19 protein-coding genes and 1 tRNA gene are annotated in these 17224 nt (G+C 70.0%); 4 read left to right on the forward strand and 16 right to left on the reverse strand.

Translation table 11 applies throughout. The features are described 5' to 3' along the window. Positions 1-22: 22 nt before the first annotated feature. Positions 23-1435 carry an MFS transporter gene (locus ACIP64_RS08790; RefSeq protein ID WP_401583158.1) on the reverse strand — a complete coding sequence of 471 codons (1413 nt, stop codon included), beginning with the start codon at positions 1433-1435 and terminating at the stop codon, positions 23-25. A gap of 114 nt (positions 1436-1549) precedes the next feature. On the opposite strand from ACIP64_RS08790, the gene ACIP64_RS08795 reads away from it, so the two are divergent. After that, on the forward strand, positions 1550-2419 hold the full coding sequence (locus ACIP64_RS08795; protein ID WP_401583159.1) for an alpha/beta fold hydrolase: 870 nt from the start codon (positions 1550-1552) through the stop codon (positions 2417-2419). 91 nt (positions 2420-2510) lie between these two features. Continuing rightward, positions 2511-2585, forward strand: a tRNA-Cys gene (locus ACIP64_RS08800). 78 nt (positions 2586-2663) lie between these two features. Here ACIP64_RS08800 and ACIP64_RS08805 read toward each other — a convergent pair. The 13 genes from ACIP64_RS08805 to ACIP64_RS08865 all read right to left on the reverse strand — a co-directional run bounded on the left by ACIP64_RS08805 (position 2664) and on the right by ACIP64_RS08865 (position 13748). Continuing rightward, positions 2664-3941: a tyrosine-type recombinase/integrase gene (locus ACIP64_RS08805; RefSeq protein ID WP_401583161.1), complete on the reverse strand. Its 1278-nt coding sequence runs from the start codon at positions 3939-3941 to the stop codon at positions 2664-2666. An 84-nt stretch (positions 3942-4025) separates the two neighbouring features. Next, positions 4026-4253 (reverse strand): helix-turn-helix domain-containing protein, encoded by a 228-nt coding sequence (locus ACIP64_RS08810; RefSeq protein ID WP_401583162.1) that lies wholly within the window; start codon positions 4251-4253, stop codon positions 4026-4028. Positions 4254-4592: 339 nt separating this feature from the next. After that, positions 4593-6140, reverse strand: coding sequence for a YfjI family protein (locus ACIP64_RS08815; protein WP_401583227.1), 1548 nt, complete (start codon positions 6138-6140; stop codon positions 4593-4595). A 328-nt stretch (positions 6141-6468) separates the two neighbouring features. Further along, on the reverse strand, positions 6469-7386 hold the full coding sequence (locus tag ACIP64_RS08820; protein WP_401583164.1) for a bifunctional DNA primase/polymerase: 918 nt from the start codon (positions 7384-7386) through the stop codon (positions 6469-6471). An 89-nt stretch (positions 7387-7475) separates the two neighbouring features. After that, on the reverse strand, positions 7476-7985 hold the full coding sequence (locus ACIP64_RS08825; protein WP_401583165.1) for a hypothetical protein: 510 nt from the start codon (positions 7983-7985) through the stop codon (positions 7476-7478). An 11-nt stretch (positions 7986-7996) separates the two neighbouring features. Beyond that, positions 7997-8452, reverse strand: a complete 456-nt coding sequence (locus ACIP64_RS08830; RefSeq protein ID WP_401583166.1) for a hypothetical protein — start codon at positions 8450-8452, stop codon at positions 7997-7999. Positions 8453-8472: 20 nt separating this feature from the next. Further along, complete coding sequence (locus ACIP64_RS08835) at positions 8473-8667, reverse strand: hypothetical protein (RefSeq protein WP_401583168.1); 195 nt, start codon at positions 8665-8667, stop codon at positions 8473-8475. 18 nt (positions 8668-8685) lie between these two features. Next, a complete protein-coding gene (locus tag ACIP64_RS08840) occupies positions 8686-8937 on the reverse strand; it encodes a hypothetical protein (protein ID WP_401583170.1) in 252 nt (83 codons plus the stop codon). A 140-nt stretch (positions 8938-9077) separates the two neighbouring features. Continuing rightward, positions 9078-11309, reverse strand: coding sequence for a cell division protein FtsK (locus tag ACIP64_RS08845; protein ID WP_401583171.1), 2232 nt, complete (start codon positions 11307-11309; stop codon positions 9078-9080). A gap of 84 nt (positions 11310-11393) precedes the next feature. Further along, complete coding sequence (locus tag ACIP64_RS08850) at positions 11394-11735, reverse strand: RRQRL motif-containing zinc-binding protein (protein ID WP_401583173.1); 342 nt, start codon at positions 11733-11735, stop codon at positions 11394-11396. Beyond that, positions 11732-12346, reverse strand: coding sequence for a GGDEF domain-containing protein (locus tag ACIP64_RS08855; protein WP_401583174.1), 615 nt, complete (start codon positions 12344-12346; stop codon positions 11732-11734). The genes ACIP64_RS08850 and ACIP64_RS08855 overlap by 4 nt, the downstream gene beginning before the upstream one ends. Further along, positions 12343-13461 (reverse strand): conjugal transfer protein, encoded by a 1119-nt coding sequence (locus ACIP64_RS08860; RefSeq protein ID WP_401583176.1) that lies wholly within the window; start codon positions 13459-13461, stop codon positions 12343-12345. The genes ACIP64_RS08855 and ACIP64_RS08860 overlap by 4 nt, the downstream gene beginning before the upstream one ends. Beyond that, the gene (locus tag ACIP64_RS08865; RefSeq protein ID WP_401583229.1) at positions 13458-13748 is read right to left on the reverse strand and encodes a hypothetical protein; all 291 of its coding nucleotides are present in this window, start codon (positions 13746-13748) and stop codon (positions 13458-13460) included. Before ACIP64_RS08865 ends, ACIP64_RS08860 begins: the two co-directional genes overlap by 4 nt. A 759-nt stretch (positions 13749-14507) precedes the next feature. Between ACIP64_RS08865 and ACIP64_RS08870 the strand changes: the two genes are divergently transcribed. After that, positions 14508-15845 carry a hypothetical protein gene (locus ACIP64_RS08870; RefSeq protein ID WP_401583178.1) on the forward strand — a complete coding sequence of 446 codons (1338 nt, stop codon included), beginning with the start codon at positions 14508-14510 and terminating at the stop codon, positions 15843-15845. 5 nt (positions 15846-15850) lie between these two features. Here ACIP64_RS08870 and ACIP64_RS08875 read toward each other — a convergent pair whose 3' ends face one another. Continuing rightward, positions 15851-16570, reverse strand: coding sequence for a phosphotransferase enzyme family protein (locus tag ACIP64_RS08875; protein WP_401583230.1), 720 nt, complete (start codon positions 16568-16570; stop codon positions 15851-15853). On the opposite strand from ACIP64_RS08875, the gene ACIP64_RS08880 reads away from it, so the two are divergent. Beyond that, positions 16463-16762 carry a hypothetical protein gene (locus tag ACIP64_RS08880; protein WP_401583231.1) on the forward strand — a complete coding sequence of 100 codons (300 nt, stop codon included), beginning with the start codon at positions 16463-16465 and terminating at the stop codon, positions 16760-16762. The genes ACIP64_RS08875 and ACIP64_RS08880 overlap by 108 nt on opposite strands. On the opposite strand, the gene ACIP64_RS08885 is transcribed toward ACIP64_RS08880, so the two are convergent. Beyond that, complete coding sequence (locus ACIP64_RS08885) at positions 16750-17202, reverse strand: GntR family transcriptional regulator (protein WP_401583179.1); 453 nt, start codon at positions 17200-17202, stop codon at positions 16750-16752. The two genes, ACIP64_RS08880 and ACIP64_RS08885, sit on opposite strands and share 13 nt — an antisense overlap. Positions 17203-17224 lie beyond the last annotated feature (22 nt).

The raw sequence follows: 17224 nt of genomic DNA on the forward strand, positions 1-17224 counted from the left end.
GTAGCCGCCCGGCGGGTTCGACTCACCCCGATTTCGGACGGAGCCGTGCCGCCACGGCGACGCCCGCGAGGCCGAGCACGCCCAGGGGCAGGAAGACGGCGGCGAAGGCGCCCCTCGCGCCGCCCAGGGCGGCGAACGTGGTGCCCGCGGCGGCGACCAGGACGACGCTGGCCAGCGCGTCGGAGACCTGGAGCGCGGCGGAGTTGGCGCCGGCCTCGGAGGGCGGCGAGAGCTTGAAGAGGATGACGCTCAGGGAGGAGATGACCAGGCCCGCTCCCAGGCCGCCCACGGCCCACGCGGCGGCGGAGCTCCAGACCGGGGCGGCGCCGATCAGCGGCAGGGCGACGCCGGCCGTGGCGGCGGCCATGAGGAACATGCCGATGACGACCATGCGGTCCCGGTGCGGTTCGAGGCGGGGGCGCCCCTGGATCCAGGACCCGATGCCCCAGGTGATGCCGCCGGAGGCGAGGGAGAGTCCGGCGAGGGTCGGCGACAGGTGCCGTTGCGTGACGAGCATGAGCGGCACGAAGGTCTCGGCGCCGAGGAAAGTGCCCGAGGCGACTCCGCGCAGCAGGACCACCGACGGCAGCCCGCGCGCCGCGCGGAACGTGCCGCGCGGCAGCAGTCCGAGGGCTGCCGGGACGATGAGGGCCGCGCCGGCCGCCGCGAGGACCAGGGAGAGCGGCCGAAGGTCCTGTCCGGCGTACTGGAGCAGCCCGGCGCCCGCGGAGACCGCCAGGGCGAGCCGGATGCGGCGGCCGTCGGGTGCGCGGCGGTCGTCCGGGGGCGGCTGGACGGGCATCCGGCGCATCGCGGGCAGGCCGATGAGCAGCGGGGGCACGATCAGGACCGGGATGGCGAGGAAGACCCAGCGCCAGCCGAACTGCTCGGTGACCGTGCCCGCCACGAGCGGGCCGACGATCGAGGGCACCACCCAGGAGGCGGCGAAGCCGGCCATGACGGCGGGCCGCAGCCGTTCGGGGTAGGCCAGGCTCACGACGACGTACAGGGCGACGATGACGAGTCCGCCGCCGATGCCCTGGACGGCGCGGCCGAGGACGAACAGCCACATCGACTGGGCGGCGCCGGAGATCAGCAGGCCGGCGGCGAAGGCGCCGATGCCGGTGACGAGAGGCGCGAGCGGGCCGCTGCGGTCCGACCACTGGCCGCTGACGACCATGGCGAACAGCGAGGTCGTGAAGTAGCCGGAGAAGGCGAAGGCGTACAGCGGCAGTCCGTGGAGCTCGCGCGCGGCGACCGGCATGGCCGTGCCGACGGCGGTGGCCTCGAACGCGATGAGCAGGACGACCGAGACCATGGCGAGGGTCAGCGCGCGGTAGCGGCTGCCCAGGACGGTGTCGGTGCCGGGGTCCGGCCCAAGGAGGAGAGGTCTGTCTGAATTGCCGGGAATCGGCTCGGCTTCGGCGGTCGTCACCCGGACAGGGTAAGGGGCGTAGGCGGCTGTCGCCCCTGGCGTCCATGAACATCGGGGTCGGCCTTTCGGCCCAGGACCGGAGATGGACCGCGCCGGGCCGGGAAGGCGTAGGCCATGCCGCACTGCACTTCGTACGACGGAACCGAGATCGCCTACCGCGACCAGGGGGAGGGCCCGGTGCTCCTCGCGCTCGCCGGCGGGCCCGGCCGCGACGCCGCGTACCTGGGCGACCTGGCCGGGCTGGACACGGTCAGGCGCCTCGTCGTGCCGGACGGCCGCGGGACCGGGGACACCGCGCCGGCCCCCGACCCGCTGGCGTACTCCTTCCCACGGCTCGCGCAGGACGTGGAGGCGCTGCGCCGCCATCTGGGACTGGAGCGCTTCGCCCTGCTCGCGCACGACGCCGCCGCCGCGACCGCGCAGGCGTACGCCGCCGAGTACAGGGACCGGCTGACCCACCTGGTCCTGGTCGCGCCCGGCTCGCGGCTGCAGGGCGTCCGCCCGGACGACGCCCGCGCGATCTTCGAGAGCCGGGCGGGCGAGCCCTGGTGGCCCGACGCCGTCGCGGCGCTGGGCGAGCTGGAGAGCGCCGACGACCTGGACCGGGTCCGCGAACTGCTGCTCCTGGTGGCCCCCATGGCGTACGGCCGCTGGGACGCCCCCCAGCGCGACCACGCCGCCGCCGAGGGCGCCCAGACGCACCCGGTCCCCCGCGCCGGCTTCTGGCAGGGCGTCGACGAACAGGCCCGGCAGTCCCTCCTGGACCGGCTGCGCGAGGTGACCTGCCCCGTCCTCGTCGTCACCGGCGACCGCGACGCGGTCACCGGCATGCGGGCGGGCGAGGTCGTCGCGGACTCCTTCCCGCACGCCCGCCTGCGGCCCCTGCACGCCGTCGGCCACTACCCCTGGGTCGACGAACCCGCCCTGTTCCGCCCGGTGGTGGAGGAGTTCCTGGCGAGCGGGGCGGCTCCCGGCCCCTCATGAACGGCGTATGGCAGTCCTGTTGCGGCCCCGCCCGATCCGTTGACCCGCCCCGGGCGGGGCCGCCTATGGTCGAAGCACGTCACAGACGCCCGGCCGTGTGCCCGAGTGGTTCAGGGGCTCGACTGCAAATCGAGTTACGTGGGTTCGATTCCCGCCACGGCCTCCACCGCCTTGACCAGGAAAAAGAATGGGGCGCCCCTCGGAAGAGGTGCGCCCCATCTGTCTGTCCGTCTCAGTTCCCGTCTCAGTTGACCGGCACGAGCACGCCGGCGGCGCCATCGTCGCCGTCATCCGGCCCGTCAGCGCCCGGCTTCCAGATCAGACCATCGACCTGCTTCGCCACCTCGGTCCGCACCGCGTCGACCATGTGCTGATAGCGGGCGGCCATGGCCGTTGTCGACCATCCCATGAGACCCATGACAGCGCGCTCGGGCACCCCGAGAATGAGCAGGACCGTGGCGGCCGTGTGGCGGGCGTCGTGCAAGCGGCCGTCCCGGACGTTCGCCTCAGCCAATAGAGCCTTCCACTCAGCCCAGTCCTTTCGGTGGGAAGCGATGCGCCCGTGTTCGTCGGGGAACACCCACCCACCTTCCACCCAGTGTTTCCCGGCCGTCTTCCGTTCCGCGTCCTGCGCCTCACGGTGGGCGCTCAGCAAGTCAACGAGCTGTTCCGGGAGACCGACGGCGCGACGGCCGGCGCGTGACTTGGTGCTGGACGTCTCGGGGTTGCTGCGCCGCCTCTGCGGGCAGTAGCCGGCCTTGCGTCCACAGGGTTCCGTGCACCCGTGCGCGTACTGCGGGCGGTGCCGACTGCGGCGGACCACCAGGAACCCACCCTCAAGTTCTACGTCCTGCCACTTCAGGCCCAGCACTTCCCCCTGCCGTAGTCCGAGAGCGAGGGCTACAGCCCAGCGTGCGGAGTTGCGGTGCTGGCTCGCTGCCCTCAGCAGACGTTGCACTTCCTGCACGTTGTAGGGCTCCACCTCGTACTCGTCCACCTTCGGAGCCTTTGCCAACAGGACCGGGTTCTTCCCGAGATGGCCGCGCCGTACCGCCTCGTTGAGGGCAGCGCGAAGCGTGCGGTGCGCGTGATGGGCCGTCGCGGGCTTGCTGCCGTTGGCCTGCATCTTCACGTAGAACGCTTCGATGTGCTCCGGCTTGAGCCTGTCGAGTCGGTGGGCGCCCAAGCCGGGAATGAGGTGCTTCCGTACAGAGACGCCGTACCCCACCATCGTGTTGTCGTTGGCCGTGAGGGGTGCGACGTTCTCAATCCAGTGCGTCAGCCACGCCTTGACCGTCCAGGGCTTGCCCGGCTTGCGCACGGTCTGGGCATCGCGTTGCCGCTCAAGCTCTCGTACGGCCTCCGTGACCTCTGCACGGGTCTTCCGTTCGACGTGACGCCGGTCCGGCTTGCCGTCGTCACGAACACCGACGGTGACCCGACCGTGCCACTTGCCGTCTTTGCCGAAGTAGATCGAACTGCGTCCGTTCGGCTGTCGAGTGCGCTTCTCTTGCTCTGCCACAGGCAGGCTCCTGTTCTTGGTGTCGGGATGGGTACCGGGGCGGCGGGTTGTCCTTGTCCGGGAGTGCCGCCGCCCCGGGCGTCGTCAGGCGGCGCGTTGGGCGGTGCGGAGACGGGTGACGTAGGCGGCCGGGGCGTCGGCGGGGACGCGGCGGAGACGGCCGACGGGTACGGACTCCAGCTCTCCGGTGCGGATGAGCGCGTAGCACGTCGTCCGGCCAATGCGGAGGCGGCGGGCAGCCTCCTCGACGGTGAGGAGGACAAGGGTCGGGTCATCGGCGGGGGGGAGGGGGAAGGTCGTCGGTTCGTCCACGTCTCACTCCTGTGAGGCTGAGTTCACGGGCAGATGCCGCCGCACAAACCGCAAAATCCGCAGAAAACCCGGTGTAGGCCGTTGACCTGCGATGTTGCGGCGTGCGGGTGGCAGGCGGGGGTGCTCCGCAGAAACCCGCAATATTCCGCAAAATTCAGGAGCGGCCGGCGGCCGGTCCCGGCGGGCGGGGTGGGGCTCGGATTTTTGCGGAATATCGCGGGATTGTGCGACGGGGCCCCGTCCGGGGTCCGGGTGGGGCTCCGTCGCAGGTCAGCGGGGGGTCCTGGCTTTATTGCGGATTTTGCGGTTTGTGCGGGAGGGGTTGGGGGCGGAACGGGGTCACCCGCCGCCGTGGTGCAGGGCGGGGTGGGCCAGTAGGCGGGGTGCCGGTGGGCGTCCGCGCTTGCCGGTGCGCTCGGGTTGGTAGGACCGCAGGTATCCGTGGTCTTCCAGCAGGGCGAGGGCGGGTTCGAGGTCGGCGATGGTGGGCACCTCGCTGCGGGACAGGACGCTGAAGACGTCCCGGCGGCTGACGTCCTCCCACCGGTTGTCCCTCAGCGCTTCCAGGACGCTGCGGGCGCGGGAAAGGACCGGGTCGGCGCCCATGACGTCGAACACGGCGAGGGCGTGGGCGGTGTAGTACTCCCCCAGTTCGATGGCCGCGCCCATGGTGGCGTCGGTAACGGGGTGGGCGTAGCCGTTGCCGCCGTGTTCGGCCAGGTGCAGCAGCGCGGCCATGCGGGCGGTTGCTCCGGCGAGCTTTCCGGCCCAGTTGGAGATGTGGCCCAGCGTGCCGCCGCGTGCCTTGAGCTGCGGTTCGATGCGCTGTTGGTAGGCGATCAGGGCCGCATCCGCTTCGGGGGTGAGCTGGATGACGGCCGGGTCGGTCCACTCCGCCAGGGACAGGGTGAGGTCGATGACCCGGGCGATGTAGGTGGCGGCTGTCTGTTCGGGGACCGGGTCGGTGATGATCTCGCGGTCGCCGACCGTGGATACCGGCAGGGAGTACAGGAAGCGGGCCAGCAGTCCGCGTCCCTCGAACCCTTTCACCTTGCCGATGTCCCGCAGGACGTCCGGCTGCACGGCGAGGCCGATCGTCAGTGCGGGGGCGTCGATGTACTCGCGGCGGGTCTGCCGGTTCACCCTCAGCCGGTCCCCGGCATGCCCTTTCAGGAAGACTTCCATGTTGGGGGCGCCGGAGTAGCGGCCGGCGATGATGTCGAAGATGCCGCCTTCCGCGCTCATCACCGACAGCCGGCCGCCCTGTTCGGCCATGAGCGAGGTGACCGTCTCGGGCGTCGAGTCGTCCGCCAACAGGACCGGTTCGGCGGGGACGGTGAGGGTGTCCGCGGTCTGCGCGAGGCCCACGGCGGTGGCCACCATGTCATCGCGCTTGTCACCGTCGGCGGACGCGGCCTTGGCGGCGGCCTTGTCAGCCGCTTCCTTGGCGAGCCTCGCCGTCAGCTCCGCCTCCACGATCACGGGCTTCATCGCAGTCTTGAGCTGTTTCTCCGCCTCATAGAGGGGGTTGGTCAGCAACGCGAATACGGCGGACTTTCGGTTAGCGGGCGGGAGCGCGACGACCGTGAACAGATTGGTTGGCTCCCGCCAGTTGCCACGCACGTGGACCACCGACCGGCCGCCGGCCGCCGTGGCGAGCACGGCGAGGGCGACCGAACCGGCGAGGTCCACCGGGGTCTGTGTCTCTTCCGCGACTGCCGCCACGAACTCCCCCAACCAGGCAGGGAGAACGTGGGCGGGGAACGGAGGACGCTCACGACGACCGGTGAGGGGAATAGGGTCCTCCCACACCTCTTGCGCCGTATCGTCCTCGCCGGGCGGTTCTGTCAGGGTGGGCAGTCCGGCCCACAGGTCGGGACTGTCCACAGGTTGTGGATTCATGCGGCCTCCCTCCCTTCGGCGGTGGCGGTGTGGGGGCAGACTCCGACACGGACGCGGGCCGTCAGCCTGGCCACGGCGGCCCGGCCCCGGGCGCGTTCGTGATGCCCGCAGGCACAGATCCAGTCCGCGACCGGTACGCCCTCGCACTGGATCTCAAGCCCCGGCGTGATGCCGGTGACGGTGACCGTCTGCGGGTCAGAACCAACGGCAGAAAGGACGCCCTTGCGGGCGGCGACCTTCGGTTCGCCGACGGCAGGCCGTGGCGGGCCCTGTACGGCGCCCTGAGGGCTGTTCGGGCTGGTTCGGAATGCTTTCATGGCGCGTGCCCCACAGCCGTCTCAAGGCCGTTGGCGACCGCGCGGCGGGCGTAGGCATCCGGGACGCCTACCGAGGCGGCGGCCGTCACGATTTCCTCGCCGATCGCGGCGAGTCCGCACGGTCCCGGGCACCCGGTGTGTTGTGCGGCGATGAACCGGGCGACGCCGAACGCCTGTGATCCGGCGCCGGATTCGGTGCGGGCCCGGACGAGGGCGAGGCCGCGTTCGAGGCCGGTGCGGACGTAGCGCTCGGTGTGGCGGCACCCGGTGGCCACCTGCCGCGACCACGTGGCGCGGCCGGGGAGCGAAGATGCCACCTCCCCGGGGGCGGGGGTGGTGTCTTCCTTCTCCAGCAGGGCGCGCACGGCCGCCGGGAGAACCGCGATACGGCCGGTTCCGGGTCCGAGCCAGCGGGCGTAGGACATGGCGGATTTGATGTCGACGCTCGGCCGGACCGCGTTGGACGACGGCATGGCGCCCCGGTAGAGCCAGTGCTCACCCCGTGTCGTCGGCACGGTGCGGGTGGCGGGCAGGGTCTCGCGGGCCCATGCGACGGCCGCCGCGTTGTCGAGGTCGACCACGGTCAGCCCGGCCCCGCCGGGGTGGTAGGCGACCGCCACGGCCTCGCGCCACACCGGCGCCCACACGGGCGAGTTGAGGACGTGCGGATCGGTGGTGGCGGCGGCCCACGCGTGGCACGGCGCCGGGCACCGGCACGGGCCCGCCGTCTTCATGTTGGGCCGCCCGCCGCAGGCGTTTCCCTTGCAGGAACGGCAGTTGCCGAACGGGACCTTGCCTTGCCGTAGAGGCAGGACCGGGACGCCTGCCGCCGCGAGGGCGAGGGCAGTGCGCAGGTGGCTCCCGTCCGCGGTATCCACATCGGCGGGGCGCCGGGCCCTGCAGTCAGGTGTCATGCTGTAGGTCTCCTGTTCTGCTACGTCGGGATAGGGAGACCGGGGGCGGCGGGTTGTCCTTGTCCGGGAGCCGCCGCCCTCGGGCGCAGCTAGTGGTTCTTGGCCCAGCGGGCGTATTCCTGGCGGACGTAGTCGCGCGGGTCGGCGGTGGCCTGCGGGCGCTCCGGCCAGTACCGGGCGCCGTGGTCGTCGCCCTCGCCGTCCCGGTCGTACGCGATGAGCCGACGGGCCGCCTCCGTGGCCACCTCGGCGGCGTCGCCGCTCTCGCCGTGCTGTTCGTCGCGCAGCGCGATGCGGTCCAGCAGCGCGGCCTTGCGGAGCCAGTACTCCCGGTCCAAGTCCTCGCCGAACGGCTTGTCGGCGACCGTTCCGGCGGTCCATCCGATCTCGCGGACGATGCTCGGGGCGAGCGCGTACGCCTCTTCCGGCGTGGGCCACGGGCCCAGTTCAGGACGGTGGTCAGCGGTGAGGTAGAGGCGGGCGCGCTCGCCGTCTCGGGTCGGGTACCGGCGCACGTCGCCGGTGGCGAACGTGGTGGTCAGTGCGGTGGTGACGCGGTCAGTGTCGGCGGGGTCGCAGATGACACGGATCTCGAACACGGGGACTCCTGTCAGCCGTAGAACTTGTTGCGCTTGATGACTGCCTTGCGGATGTTGACCGTGGTCCCGTCCCGTTTGCCGCTCGCACTGAAGACCTGCACGGCGATCCAGCCGCCGAAGATGACGGCGGCGAGGATGACGAGCTGCGTCACAAGCGCGGTCAGAGCAGCGATGAACGACGTGAGCAGCAGCAGTCCGCCGCACACGGCGAGGAATCCGACGCCCCCGAGGGCGACGTTCACCGCCGCGCGGGAGACGGCCGGCTTGGCGACGACGGGTTCGGGCTTGGCGGGTTCGATGGCGTAGCCAGTGACGACGCGGCCGTCGGGCAGGATGACGCTCGCCACGGACGGGATGGTGCCCGGCTGCATGGGCATGAGCGGGGCGGTGTGCGCGGGGGTGAGCGGGGTGGGGGTGTGGACTTCCACGGCCGCCGTCTGGTGCCCGTACGCGATGGGTTCGTTCACGGTGCTGGTCTCCCTTGCTGTCAGCGGCTGATGCCGGGTAGGGCGTCGGTGAGGGCGGTGACGAGCTGGTTGACGGTGTCGGCCGCGCCGGTGTGGGCGAGGTAGAACCCGAACAGGGCGACGACGACCACCGCGCCGGCGCCGACGGCCTTGAAGCGCAGTAGCAGGCCGACAACGACGGCGAGCAGCAGAACGAGCGGGATGGTGAGGGTCACGGAGCCTCCCGGGCGGGGTCAGCGGGTGCCGGCGCGGTAGGTGCGCGCGGCGCGGTTGTAGATCCAGCGGCCGACGCGTATGCGCTTGCCGGTGGCGTGGCAGCGGCGGCAGTCCTTGCCGCGCTTGGTCTTGCCCTTGCGGTCGGTGGTGAGGGCGTGGCCCATGCCGCCGCACCGGCGGCAGTCCCCGAACGGGCTGAGCCAGCACTTGACGACGTAACAGAACGTGACGATCAACAGGAAGGCGGTAGCGAGGACTGCAAGGCTCATCAGGGCCTCTCAGGGGGTTTGGAGGGGGTTTCCGCAGGTCGGCCGCTACGCGCTAGCGACCTGATCAGGGCCCGTTTGGGTCGCTAGCAGGGTTGCTACCGGTAGCGACGTCTGCCGCTACCGGTAGCACGCTGCGAGACCTATCCGGCGTCCCTCTTCCGGTTGCGCTCCGTAATTGCGGTGGCGATGTCGTCCCGCTTGATGCCGCGCTTGTTGACCTGTCCCTCGCCGTCGATGCGTCGGCTGATCTGCACGGTGCCGATACCGAACGGCTTGAGCGCGGCGGTGAGCGCTTCGGCCTTGGGCTTGGACTCCAGCTCCGCCCACGGGCCGTAGACGTCCGGGCGCAGGTCGGCAAGGCGGTCCACGATGGTCTCGGACCACACCTTGGCCTCGCCCTTGCCGAGCACGGCCGCGACATCGTCAAGGATCGTCGCGGACGTCTCCGGGGCCGGGGCCTCGCCGGCCGCATCGCCGGACAGCGTCCCTTCGGCCTCGCGCAGGGCGGCGGCGCGGGTCAGGATGCGGTCGGCGTCGCGGCCGTCGGCGAGGTAGGTGCGCACGATCCCGGAGTCGTCGGACATGCCCTTGAGCAGGCCCACGCCCTTGTGCGACTTGAGCAGTTTGGACGCGTCCAGCCCTTCCGAGTACGACCCGGCACCGAGGATGGTGTCCGAGACCTGGTAGGCGCCGACCCGCAGGGCGAACCGGGCCTGATGCTGGTCACGCAGCTCCGACGGGCATGCCTTGTCGTCCGGCTTCTGCGTCGCGGTCATCACCGAGACGCCGACCGCCGGGGCTACGCGGGCGAGGTAGACCATCAGGGACAAGATCTCCTTGCCGTGCTCGGGGTGGGTCAGGTACTCCTGCACCTCGTCCACCACGAACAGCGTGAGCGGCATGTTCAGCTTCTTGTCCCGGCTGATCTCCGGGGTGAGCTTGCCCTCCGGGCAGACGTGCAGCGGCAGTTCCGACAGCCGGTGGTACCGGTCCTCGACGTCCGCCTTCAGCTCCCGCAGCGAGGTCAGTAGGTGCTGAACCGGGTCGACCCCGTTCTTCGGCACGATCCCGAACCCGATGCGGTGCGCGACCTTGGCGAACATGCGCCAGTCCGGCGACGCCTTGCCGTCGAACACGTACAGCCGCACGTACGGGTCCAACGCGGCGGCCAGCGCGATCGTGCGGGCGGAGAACGTCTTGCCCTGCCGCGGAACGGCGCCGACCAGCAGCGACAGCCACAGCATCGTGGCCATGACCGGGTTGCCCCGCTCATCGACACCCCACGGGAAGGGCTTCCAGAAGTCCACCCGCGTGGCCCCCAGCAGCGGCGACTTGCCCGACGGGACGGCGAGCGGGTCACGGTCGGCGATCCAGTACGACACCCGCCGCCCGCTCGTCTCGTCCTTGTCCAGGAAGAGTTGGGTCGGGGCGATGTCCATACCGGAGGCGAGACGGGCGTGAGCCTTCACGGCGTCCTCGAACGTCTTGCCGTACGGCAGGTCCACCACCACGCGCCACCCGTCGCCGTCCCGGCCGATCGGCCGGGGGAACGCGATGGTCTGATCCTTGGTGGTCAGCCCGGATGCCTCATGGGCTCGGATGACGATGTCGGAGGACAGTCGCCGCTTGCGGAACGTGACCTTGGCCATGTCGATCAGCGGCCGGTCGGCCGGCGCCCCGGCCGCACCGAGGGTGGTGGTCAGCGTCGCCACGGCCAGCATGAGCAGCCACGACGGCGCCATGACGTACAGGGTCAGCGCGGCGGCCAGCCCGATGAAACCGCCGATCGTGGCCACGATTCCCCGCAGCCGGACACGGTCGTTACGCTGCCGCGACAGCTTCAGGTACTCGGCCGCGTCCTCGTTGGCGACAGAGGCGAGCCGAAGCGTCTTGCCCTCCGCGTCGAACACCCACCGGCCGATCGCAGTCGACCACCGCCACGCGCCGCGCGGCGAGTACATGCAGATCTTCGGCGTGTAGACCAGCGGCAGCCGGATCGCGTGGTAGCCGGCCACGGCGGAGTAGTGCCGGATGGCCCACTTGCGGACGGCCGTGCGCTGGTCAGGCAGTTTCACCCAGTCCGGCAGCACCGGCAACCGGGCCTTGTCCTTGGCCTGCATCCACTCCGCCACCGACGGCGGGTAGACCTCACGCGGTGGGTCGACCGGCGCCCCCTCCGACAGGCCGTCGGCCTCCGGGTCGTCGGTGTCGGGGAGTTCGGCCTCCCACTCCCCCGGCTTCACCACACCCTCGCCCGGCGCGGCCGGGGCGGGGGTGGTCGTCTTCTTCAGCGGGAACGGCAGCACGTCTGCCGTCGGCCGTTCGGTGCCCTCCGGGTCCCCGGCGGGCGTGAACGTGGTGGACTCAGTCACGATGTACCTACTCCATTGGGAGTCGAAGGGTCCGGCCGGCTTGCTGTGGAAGGTCGGGCGGCCGGACCCGGGGTTCAGGACGGTTCAAGCGACGCGCTGTTCTTCGGGATAGGAGCAGGTCACGCAGGTTCCGAGCGTGGGCGGGATGACGTATCCGGCATCCCGCAGGCACACGGGACACCGGCGGCGGGCCGCGTTGGCTTTGCCAAGCGCCGCCCACCGCGCCGGGGTCATCGGCCGGACCGGTTTGGCGAGGTCGATGCGGTACAGGTAGGCAACCAGAGGCGGGCGGCCCCGCCTCCGGGGACGTTCGAGCTCGGCAGCGACGCCCTGACCACCAGGGCGCAGGTCGCGGGCCCGCAGTTGACGACGGGTGGCGTAGCCGTCCGGGGCGAGGTGCCACCGGAAGACCGGCAGCGTGCTCATGCCGCGCCGCGCCGTCCCGGACGACGACCGGCCACCGACCCCAGCAGCCGCCCGAGACGGGCCCGGCGAGGACCAGAACGCCCCGAGCGCTTCGCCGCGTACATGGCTTCATCAGCGCGGCGCAGCAGCGCTGACAGATCCTCGCCCGGATGGTCGGCGGCCCGTACCCACCCCAGCGACACCGTGGTGTGCACTGCGGGGGCGGTGTCGACCGGCCGGGCCAGGACGCGGGCGAGGATGTGCAGCCGATCCGGCATCGTGCCGTCGCGGTCGATGACGACGGCGGCGAATTCGTCCCCGCCGAGCCGCCCCACGACACCGCCGGGGGTGGTGCCGTGGGCGAGACGGGAGGCGACCGTGGCGAGCAGCACGTCACCGGCCGCATGGCCGTGGGTGTCGTTGACCTGCTTGAAGTGGTCGACGTCCGCCAGCACCACCACGGCGCGCGGGTCGCGCAGCCGCCGGCGGGCCCGCCGAGTGAACGCCTCCCGCGTCCACAGACCGGTCAGCGGGTCACGGCGGGCCGTGGTCAACCGTCCGTGCAACCACCGAGCGTGAACTGCCCACCCGAGAGCAGGCACGACCGGTAACAGCGCGGTGAGGCTGCTCACGGCGCCACCGCCCCGGCGGCGCGTTCGGCGAGCAGGGCGTCACGCAGCATGCGGGCGTTGGCGGGCGAGGTGCGCAGGGCCCGGCGGATACCCTCCCCGGTCACCTGAGCGTCCGGGAGACCGGCCGTCGCCTTCCGCGCTTCCACCATGAGCTGTTCGGGAGTACGGCGGGTACGGGCCGATTTCGCGGAGGCCGGGACACGGCCCGTCGCCCGACGCGGGCCGGTCGACGCGGCCGGAACCGGACGAGCGGGCGCCGGCGCAATCGGGACCGGCTTCACCGTCGAAACGACGGCGGGCATCGGCTTCATGCCAGTACCCGACTTGCCGAGATCGACCGGCACCGGGTCGGGCACCGCAAGCCGTGACAGGACGACCGTGGGAGTGCTCGATCCCCGCAGGTCAAAGGTAGACCGTTCTCGACTACTTCCCGACGATTTCTCCATATTTGTGACTGCCGGAGAGATCGGGGTGGCGCTTCCGAACATCGAGGCGAGGGCCGCGTCCGCGCCGTCGGTGATCCGATCGCGCTGGACATCCAGCAGCCTCGATCCGAGCGCGGCGTCCCCGACCCCGACCTTGCGGGCCAGACGCCACGACGCCCGATCCGAGCGCTTCCGCACCCGGTCCACCGGATGGTGGGCGGCACGCGCGCGGTGGTAGGCGAGGGCCTGCACGATGTCGGCCGTGCGTCGCTCGTTCTCTGCGTCGCGGCCGTCGGTGTGGACCACGATCCGGCGGGCGAGGAACGCCATGCCCTCAGCCGAGACGGACATCCCCATCGGGGTCAGTGCGTAGACGACCGTGCGGCCAGGGTCCGGCGCGGCCATGGCGCCCATGACGGCGGCGGCGGCCGGCAGCGCCCACAGCCCCGCCCGCACGACGCGCGGCGAGGACTGGCCCAGCATGGTCAGTCCCAGCAGGACCAGGGCAAGCACGGCCGTGGCGCCCTCACCGGCACCGAGCGCACCGAGCGCGGTCCCCGTGCCGTAGGCATGACCGATATTGCTGTACGTGCCGATGCCGCCGACCACGCCCGTGGCGAGCATGGGAACGAACGCGGCCGTCAACACGCCGATCTGAACCTTGCTCAGGGGGTTGCGGGTCTCGTTCATGCCGCTTCCCCCGCTCCCGGCCGGTAGCCGCGGGCGGCGCGCAGAAACGGCACCGTGCGGGTCAGCGCGTCGGCGTACAGGGCGTCCCAACCAGCGATCTCGTCGCCGGCCTCCGCCTCCGCCCGCAGGTCAGCGAGCACGTGACGGGCCACATCCTCACGGGCCGCCCGGTCGTCGTCCGTCTCGGACTCCAGCGGGCCCCGGAACAGGTCGACGTCGATACCGAGCGCCAGTTCCGCGAACTCGAAGTCACCGTGCGCTTCCTGGCCGGCGACGAAAGTGCGCATTCGCATGGTGGATCTCTCCTCTGACTACGTCGGGTAGGGAGACCGAAAGCGGCGCGTTGTCCTTGTCCGGGAATGCGCCGCACCGGGCTGAGGGCCAACGCCGTAGGAAGCGGCGGGCCAAGCGCCCCGGGCGGAATCTGATTCCGCGCCCTTCACGGCTGGTTGCCGGGGCTGTCGAAGCGGAGTCGAGGACTTCACCGGATGCCGTCGCCACGGCCTACCGGTCCCGACCCTCGAACTGTCGGGGCACCCTGTTCGCACTGCTCGGTGCCAGCAGAACGACCACCAACCAGCCGCCCAACGGGGCACCGGAACCGGTCGCCGACGGTCATAACCCGGCCGTCACGGGCGGCGGGGCAAGCCCCGCCAAACTCACAACACTCTGTTGAGTTCTCAAAGAACCGACGCTTCCTTCGAACCCCTTTCGAGGGCCCTCCGGGCGCTGCACGGACGACGTACACGCCCCGCATCGCTGCGTGGTGTGTATTACCTACCACTCACGTTGGCAGATGGATTCCGCGCCGTCAACCCGTGGCTTTCGACTCGGACCCGCCGGCCCTCCCGTGCGGTGGTGGTTCAACTGTCGCCAGAAAATGAGGGCTTCGGGAGCGTGTACTTGGGGGTGCACTCGTGCACTCCTCCGTGCAATCCCTCTGCACCGTGGCCCTGACCTGCGTAGAGTGACGATGAGTCAAGCTGGTACTACGAACGCTCTCTGGGGGTTCGATGGCAGACCGGAACGCCAGACTGGCCGCGCTCATGCAGGAAGCCGACTTCTCCCACAAGTCCCTTGCTCGTGCGGTGATCACCGCTGCCGCTCAGTCAAGCGAGGACGTCACCTGTGACCACACGTACGTGACCAGGTGGCTCAAGGGCTCCATCCCACGCGGCAACATGCCGCAGTTCATCGCCGACGCGATCGGACGCAAGGTGGGACGTCGCCTCACGATCGATGACATCGGGATGGGCGACGCGGCAGTGTCCGCCGTGCAGCCGGAGTTGGGACTTGACTTCGCGGACACGCCGGAGAGCACGGCCAGGACCGTGACCGACCTCTGGCGTGCCGACCTTGCCAACGCTGAGATGCTGGTTCGGGCACTGCCGGATTCTGCGGCTTGGAACGCCGCGTCCCTCCGCTGGATCGTGGCCCCTCCGGACGGAGAGCTGACGCGGACGGGCAACTGGGCAGTCGGCGCAGTGGACGTGGACATGGTGCGCTCGACAGCCGACGCCTTCAGCATGCTCGACGGCAAGTTCGGCGGTGGCCATGCCCGACGGGCGCTAATTCAGTACCTACACACGGACGTCCGGCCGATGCTCGATGGTAAGTACTCCGATGACGTGGGCAGGCAACTGCACTCAGCCGTGGCGGAAACCCTCCTACTCGCCGGTTGGATGTCGTACGACAGCGGACTTCACGGCATCGCTCAGCGGTATCTCATACAGGCGTTACGCATGACGCAAGCGGCCGGTGACAGGCTTCTAGGCGGAAGCATCCTGTCCGCCATGAGCCATCAGGCCACCTTCCTAGGGCGATACCAGGACGCTGCGACGCTCGCCCGTGCCGCTTACACCGGACCGGGCCCAGCGCTGGGGCCGACCATGGCCGCACAGTTCCGGGCGATGGAGGCACGAGCACTGGCCCGACTCGGGGATGAGCGGGGCTGTGACCTCGCCCTTGCGGAGGCGGAACGCAAGCTCAGTCAACGGACGACCGACAGCGACCCGCCGTATATTGCGTACTTCGACGAAGTTGAGCTTGCAGCCGAGATAGGCCACTGCTTCCGTGACCTCGGGCGCTCCGTCGAAGCTGCGCAGCGGGGTGGGGGCTCCATCTTCGGAGACGGTCTGAACAACCGAAGCGACTTCTTCGCAACGATGGTTCAGGCTGAGGCGTACATTAATCAAGGTGAGATCGGCCGTGGGTTCGATATCGCACTAAGCGCACTAGAACTCGGCGAGGGGTTGAAGTCTGCCCGCTGCATCCAGTACGTGCGGGAATTCCAGGGACGCGTCACGGGCGGGATGAGGCGGGCCACAGAGTTCTGCGCGTTCGAGGAACAGGCCCGTAGCTTCCGCCTCTGGCAACAGGCGTGACGTTTCTAGAACGGCGCCCAGTCCCGACGAGACCCACCCGAACGCAGGCTTTGCACCCGCTTCTCAACTTCCTCAGCCGCGCGTGGATCAGTGCCGGCATTCTGAGAAAGCCACGCGACCATTAGCAATTCGCGGATACTTCGTAGAACTGTGTACCCGGGCCATCCCCGTACATCGAACCCGTACCCAGCGACAAAATCGGCATACTCGGCTTCCGTGTGCCAGCCGAAGCTGTCGTAGTACATGGCAGTCTGCATAAGGTCCCACTCTCGGGGACCCGTGACGAACCCGTCCAGGTCGATGACCTTGGGGCGGCCACCCCCGTCACGCAGGACGTTTCCCACGTTGAAGTCGCCATGCAGATGACCCAACGGAAGTGCGAACCGGAGACGGCTGTACTCCGCCACCAAATCGTCGGCCATGGATTGGAGAAAAGCGCGGGTAGTGTCCGGAATGGCAGCACGCCTCAAACGCTGCGCAACCTTGTCGAAGGGCTCAAGTGGCCGAAGCGAAAAGGGTGGCGGCTCCAAATCGTGCAACCGCCGCAGTAGCGCGCCCATTTCTCCCGTACTCGCGTATATATCTCCGCTGGACAGACCCTCCCAGAAGGTCACCGGGTGACCCTGAACGACAACCGGTTGGTCGGCCGTCGCAACGAGTCGCGCCGCCGGATATCTTTCGGCCGCGAGCCATTCCGCTACTGCCACTTCCTGCCGAACGGAGATGAGCCGATCGGGACTACGGCCGACCCGGCAGACGATACGGCCGGCGTCCGCGCGGAACACCGCATGGTCACCGAACCTCACCAACTCGATTCCATCCGGGTCTACATCTGCGACCTCGCACGCTTTACGAAGGATCGCGGCCGCGGCATCGGCGTCGAACTCGGCGCGTTCCGTCGTCATCATGCCGTCTGAGTCTCCCGTCCGGATGGCAACGCACGCACTTCCCGCCCTCGCGCGGCGCCCTTCCCAATAAGCCCCTGCCCCTCCATCTGCGCAATGGCGGAGCGGACAGCAGTCCGGGAGGCTCCGAACCGCTCGCACAGCTCTTTTTCGGTCGGAAAGCGATCGCCAACCCTAACCCCGTCGGCGCGCAATAGGTCAGACACCTTCTCGACCAATGGGCGGCGGTCGCCGGTTCCCGCTACGAACCAGCCGGCACCCTGTACGGACTCGATCACGCCCTCGGCTTTAAGCGCGGCAAGCGACCGCTCGATGGTGCTGCGGCTCACGCCGTACTCGCTCACGAGAGCCGACTGAGACGGCAAGGCCTCCGTGATCCTTCCCGCCTTGATCTTCTCGCGAAGAGACTCCGAGACCTCCAGGTACGTACCTCGCGGACTGGCCTCCGGCACCTTTTCTCCCCTCGCGTCGCTC

Source organism: Streptomyces sp. NPDC088733 (genome assembly GCF_044751185.1).
In the GTDB taxonomy this organism is placed as follows: Bacteria; Actinomycetota; Actinomycetes; order Streptomycetales; family Streptomycetaceae; genus Actinacidiphila.

Bases quoted from the DNA above. Each gene is read 5' to 3' on its own strand.
- ACIP64_RS08860 (WP_401583176.1), bottom strand. From the start codon at position 13,461: ATGAACGAGACCCGCAACCCCCTGAGCAAGGTTCAGATCGGCGTGTTG.
- ACIP64_RS08840 (WP_401583170.1), bottom strand. From the start codon at position 8,937: ATGAGCCTTGCAGTCCTCGCTACCGCCTTCCTGTTGATCGTCACGTTC.
- ACIP64_RS08795 (WP_401583159.1), top strand. From the start codon at position 1,550: ATGCCGCACTGCACTTCGTACGACGGAACCGAGATCGCCTACCGCGAC.
- ACIP64_RS08865 (WP_401583229.1), bottom strand. From the start codon at position 13,748: ATGCGCACTTTCGTCGCCGGCCAGGAAGCGCACGGTGACTTCGAGTTC.
- ACIP64_RS08820 (WP_401583164.1), bottom strand. From the start codon at position 7,386: ATGACACCTGACTGCAGGGCCCGGCGCCCCGCCGATGTGGATACCGCG.
- ACIP64_RS08870 (WP_401583178.1), top strand. From the start codon at position 14,508: ATGCAGGAAGCCGACTTCTCCCACAAGTCCCTTGCTCGTGCGGTGATC.
- ACIP64_RS08850 (WP_401583173.1), bottom strand. From the start codon at position 11,735: ATGAGCACGCTGCCGGTCTTCCGGTGGCACCTCGCCCCGGACGGCTAC.